Source organism: Veronia pacifica (genome assembly GCF_001707825.1).
Lineage (GTDB): Bacteria > Pseudomonadota > Gammaproteobacteria > Enterobacterales > Vibrionaceae > Veronia > Veronia pacifica.
In genome coordinates, this window is record NZ_LYBM01000089.1 from 1 (window position 1) to 4,949 (window position 4,949).

Consider the following 4,949-nt stretch of genomic DNA (forward strand, 5'->3'; position numbering starts at 1 on the left):
TGATTTTGAACACAATGGCGTTGAGGTGCATACCCGCGAGCCTCAGCCAAGCATGGGCGGTTTATCGGCGCAGGTGGTTCACCTTGTCGGTACCGCAAAGCACACCACGCTCAATCACAATGAGCCAACGCGCCTGTTTAACTATGCCAGCGCAATGATGGCGCTCGATACCAAGGGCACCCGTGAGGGTTCGCTGCCTAATGTGGTGCGCTACCTGCTTGAATACGTGAAATGCATTCTCTATGTGACCGTGGTACCAGAAGGGGCGAACTTTGAGGCGACAAAAGCCAATGTGATCGGCGGCGTCAACTCGCAAACCGGAGAAATCACTGGCCTTGAGACGGTCAAAGCCTGCCCGGAAACCCCCACCATTATTGCTGCTCCCGGTTTTGCGTCGTTGGTGGTCGGTCAAAAGCTGGCGCTGATGGCGCGTGATGTGCGCTGCCGCGCTGTGCTCGATGCGCCCAATACCAACGACATGGCCGCCGCAGAGTTTGCTGCGAGGTTTGGCGCTGAGGGAACCGGGCAGGATAAGCTCAGCATTGTTGACCCATGGTTTTTGAAAACCTACGACGGGGCACAGGTGTTGTTGCCTGCCTCTATCGCATTGGTGGCGGCGATGGCCTCCGTGGATGGCTGGGAAAGCCCGCAAAACCTAGCGGTGTTGTGTGATGAAACGGCGCGTAATGTGTCCTATAAAATCAATGACAAAACCACGCAAGCCAACTTTCTCAACAAGCATGGAGTGGTGACGATTGCCCGCACCCGCATGGGTGGGTATTCGATTATTGGCAACCGCACCAACACCGGGCGCTTTATCTCGCATGTGGGGCTGGAAGATTTGATGGCGCGTAAGCTGGAAGAAACCAGCCAGCCGCTGATGGGCAAAAACCTCACCAGTGACTTTATGAAACAGGTCGTCGAACGCCTGACCAACTGGGGGCAAAGCCTTGTCGCGAATGAAGTCATTCCCAAGTTTGTTGCCTACCTGCACCCAGACAAAAACAATGTCGAAAACTACAAATCAGGCCGTTGGTACCTGTGCGTAGATTATGGCCGCTATTCGCCCAATGAGCACATGGTGTATGAAATGAGCGTGGACGATGGCTTGATTGCTACATTCTTGGAGGAAGTTATCAATGGCTGATCGTATTCTGGTAAGACAAACGGCACTGCTTGACGGCTTGCCAATGATGAATGAGATCATCGAATTCACCCCGCCTGAGATCACCTATAAAACGGCAGATTCAGAGGGTTCCTTTGTTGCCACTGACGATACCGTGGGCATTGAAAAGCTCAAGTGGTCACTCAAGGTGCGCGGCGACCATAAAAAAGTCAGCGTATCACTGGCGGCATTCCAGATGAAGCCGGGACAGCTCAACGTTGATCAGAAGGGCAAGACCACCGACGGTATGCTTTTTCATGAGGCGCACTCGCTGTTTTCCAAAGTAACCAGAGTGAAAAAAGATGCGTTCAAGATGGGTGAAAAACCCTCTGTGACCATTGAGGGTGTGTGTACGGGCTACAAGCTGACGGACACGGGCGTACTGGTTCACGACATTAATGTGGATACGGGTAAAACCGTGGTATTTGGCACTGACCTCATGGGTGAGGCAGGAATTCTTTAACCACATTTACTTTTGACCCATCAACCCAATACGGGGCGCATGTGCGCCCCTTTTTCTTTTTAAAGGAATGACAACCGGATGGATAAACTTTCAACCCTGCCGTTTTTTACCCGTGGCGCGAGCAGCCAGATTGCCATTACCCCGATAACTTTTGGCGCATTCAACAAGTTGCCACATATCAAAAAAGGTGAGCTGTCGGAGGCGGAGCTGTTTGCCCAGTACAAAGCCAGTATTTTTGCCTGCACAGACATTACTGAGGATGAATTCAGCCAGTTAAAAGCAGCGGATTTTAACCAGCTCAGCCGGGACATTGCTGCCTTTATCAATAGCGCCTCTGATGTGCTGAAAGGTGAGCCGCTGGACGGTGAGACCTTTGCCTTTGACCTGCTGTTTCCCTTTGACAATGAGCTGGGTGAAACCATTTCCCAGATTCGCTTTGAGGTACCGACAGTTGGTCACTCGGAAGCACTGGCGGCGCTCGAAGACGACGCAGAGCGTGAGCTGTTTATGTTCCGCTCCGTGTGTGGGCTGGAAAAACAAGACTTGGAGGCAATGGCGCTCAATGATTACCTTGCGCTAAAGCCACAGGTGGGCGCTTTTTTTACGCAATCGGCGGCATTCTTTCGCCGGACGATGTTGAAGCCCTTATCGACCTGATCCCGATGCACCGCAACACCACAGAGGCTGAGCTGAGAACATGGCGGCAGGATGTGGCGCTCCGGCGGTACCAAATGATCCTTGATAAATTAGGGGTGAAGCGATGAGCGAGAAGATTAGCTTTGAGATCGCGGCGGCGGTGAAGGGGCTGAAAAAGATTAACGCCACCACAGAAGCCACCAAACAACTCAGTGAGGCGGTGGAAGAGCAACGCGAGGAAGTGAAAAACCTCAATGCCCAGATGAAAAAGGCGGATGCCTATGCCAAAAGCAAACAACGGCTGAAAAGGCTGGGTGGTCAGCTCGATAATACCAAAGAGAAAATGGCCTCACTGGGTGAGCAGTATGACGCCCAGAAACAGCACAATATTGTGCTGAGAAATGAAACCCTCCGCACTGAGCGTGAGATTGCCAGCCTGAAAAAAGAGATGCAGTCAGCGAGCAAAGAGGGTGCTCAGGTACTGAGCCAAAAGATCTCAATGGCTGAAACCAAACTCGAAGGTCTGGGAGCGGAGCTTGACCAGAGCAGGCAAAAAGCCCTTGAGCTAAAAGCCGCACTGGGCAAAACCAGTCAGTCAGTGCAAACCCTCACTGATCGCAAGATAAAACAAATCAATAAAACCCGTGATTTGCGCAGCCAGCTCAGGCAGGCCGGGGTTAACACCAAAGACCTTGCCAGTGAGCAGCAACGCCTTGCAAAAGAAACAGAGAAAGCCACTCAGAAACTGGGTAAGCAGGGGCAAAGACTGCGTGAAACGCAGGGCATTCAAGGCCGTATTGATGCCCGTAATGGTAAGTTTGGTGAGCTGGGTGGAGAGGCGGCTGGACTGGCGGTTAAAGCCGCGCCTATAGTTGGCTCCGTGGCAATGGCAATGAAAAATGAGTCTACCTTTGCCGATGTGAAAAAGGTGGTCGATATGACCCCGGAGCAGTCGCAGGCGCTGCGGGAATGGTCGCTTAAAATGTCAGCCAGCAAAGACGGTGGCGGCATGGGTGCCAATGAGATCAATGCCATGTTAGCGGCAGGTGGTCAGAGTGGTATCAAAGACATTGCCGAGCTGAAACGTTTTGTGCTCGACAGTGCCCAGATGGGCGTTGCATTTGACATGGAGGCCGAGGATGCAGGGCAAACACTGGCAACATTCAAGGCGTCGATGGGGCTTGACCAGTCCGGTGCCATGAGCCTTGCTGGACTATCAAACTACCTGTCCAACAACTCCAACGCCAAAGCCAAAGACATTGCGGCAGTGATGGCAAGACAGGGGGCGACGGCAACCACCTCCGGCTTTACGGTCAATGAAGCGGCGGCGCTGTCCTCATCATTGCTGTCTATGGGTATGGGTGAGGAACGCTCCGCCACGGCGCTCAAGAATATTTCCGGGCGGCTGACGCTCGGTGATGCTGCCTCAGGCTCGCAAAAACGCTCACTTAACCGGATAGGCTTTGATGCTCAGGCGCTGTCAGTCTCAATGCAGCAAGACGCGAGCGGTACCTTGATTCAGGTACTCGATGCAATAAGTGCTGCCCCGCTTGAGGAACAGTCTGCCCTTATCACCCAGATTTTCGGGGAAGAGGCCAAAGGTGCGGTGGCGTCACTGGCGGGAAATACCTCAGTGCTGACCAAGGCGCTCAAGCTGGCGCGGGATGGTGAGCAGGCGCATTTACAATCACTGCAAACGGAGTTTGCTGCCCGTATTGATACCTCTGCCAATAGCTGGGACGTATTCACCAATAAACTTAGCCGCCTGAGTGTGGTGTTTGGTAACTCGCTACTCCCCGCATTGAATGCAGTGCTTGAGCCTGTTGGTGAATTGGTGGACTGGCTGGCCGACTTTGCTCAGAAAAATGAGCAGGTGACGGCAGCGATTGGTATCACGGCGGCTGGATTAGGTGCACTGAAAGTTGCAATGCTGGCAGGTAAAGCTGCCGCACTGTTGATGGGGAACACGTTTGATAAAGGTCGGTTATTCCGTAATAGGTTAAAAGATGCCACCCATGATGAGGGAAGGGCTGCGGCGTATGCGACGAGACAGTTAAGACGTTTCAACCGTGAACTTCGCTCAACACCTTCGGGGAGAAGAGAGAGAGGTGATGTATATACCGAAACCCGTTCAGGCCGTGATAAAAGAAAAACAGAGACCAAAACTGAGCCGAGAAGCCGACCCAGAAGACGCAGGAGAGGGCTGAGAGGGGTACTCGATCGAAGTATCGACTGGTTCAAACCGAAAGATAAATCACCCAAAGATAAGCCGGTTGCGCTGAATAAATTACCTCCCGCCTCAACTCCTCCCTTATCAAAATCCAATAACACTTCTTCGCCAGGTTCTTTGGGACTCAACCCATCATCAATGCTTGATCCCAAACTCGCGGCACTTTCCCTTGCTGGTGGCGGTGTAGCAATGGCGCCGATGGGAGCGATTGCTGAAGAGGCAATCGGCATTGGCGGAGATGTCGCAGACGTTGCCGGGAAAATGGGGATCTCAAAGGTCCTTAAACCGCTAGGCATGGCGATGAGTGGTGTGCAGATCACTCAGGGGTTAATTGAAGGTGACAACGAGTTGGTGGGTGAGGCTGCGGGTGATATCGGTGGATCGCTTGCAGGCGGCGCGGCAGGTGCGGCTATCGGCACCATGATTTTCCCTGGCGTCGGTACCGTGGTCGGTGG

At 53.0% G+C, this 4,949-nt stretch carries 4 protein-coding genes; all 4 read left to right on the forward strand.

The genetic code is table 11. The features are described 5' to 3' along the window. Positions 1 to 1,147 (forward strand): phage tail sheath protein (locus A8L45_RS23110; protein ID WP_068905698.1); only part of this gene is annotated, 1,147 nt, incomplete at its 5' end. Then, on the forward strand, positions 1,140 to 1,628 hold the full coding sequence (locus A8L45_RS23115; RefSeq protein ID WP_068905699.1) for a phage major tail tube protein: 489 nt from the start codon (positions 1,140 to 1,142) through the stop codon (positions 1,626 to 1,628). The genes A8L45_RS23110 and A8L45_RS23115, both read left to right, overlap by 8 nt. A gap of 78 nt (positions 1,629 to 1,706) precedes the next feature. After that, the gene (locus A8L45_RS23120) at positions 1,707 to 2,285 is read left to right on the forward strand and encodes a phage tail assembly protein (RefSeq protein WP_068905700.1); all 579 of its coding nucleotides are present in this window, start codon (positions 1,707 to 1,709) and stop codon (positions 2,283 to 2,285) included. 103 nt (positions 2,286 to 2,388) lie between these two features. Next, positions 2,389 to 4,949, forward strand: a 2,561-nt coding sequence (locus A8L45_RS23125) for a phage tail tape measure protein (RefSeq protein ID WP_068905701.1), incomplete at its 3' end; no start/stop codon positions are given.

Bases quoted from the DNA above. Each gene is read 5' to 3' on its own strand.
- A8L45_RS23115 (WP_068905699.1), top strand. From the start codon at position 1,140: ATGGCTGATCGTATTCTGGTAAGACAAACGGCACTGCTTGACGGCTTG.
- A8L45_RS23120 (WP_068905700.1), top strand. From the start codon at position 1,707: ATGGATAAACTTTCAACCCTGCCGTTTTTTACCCGTGGCGCGAGCAGC.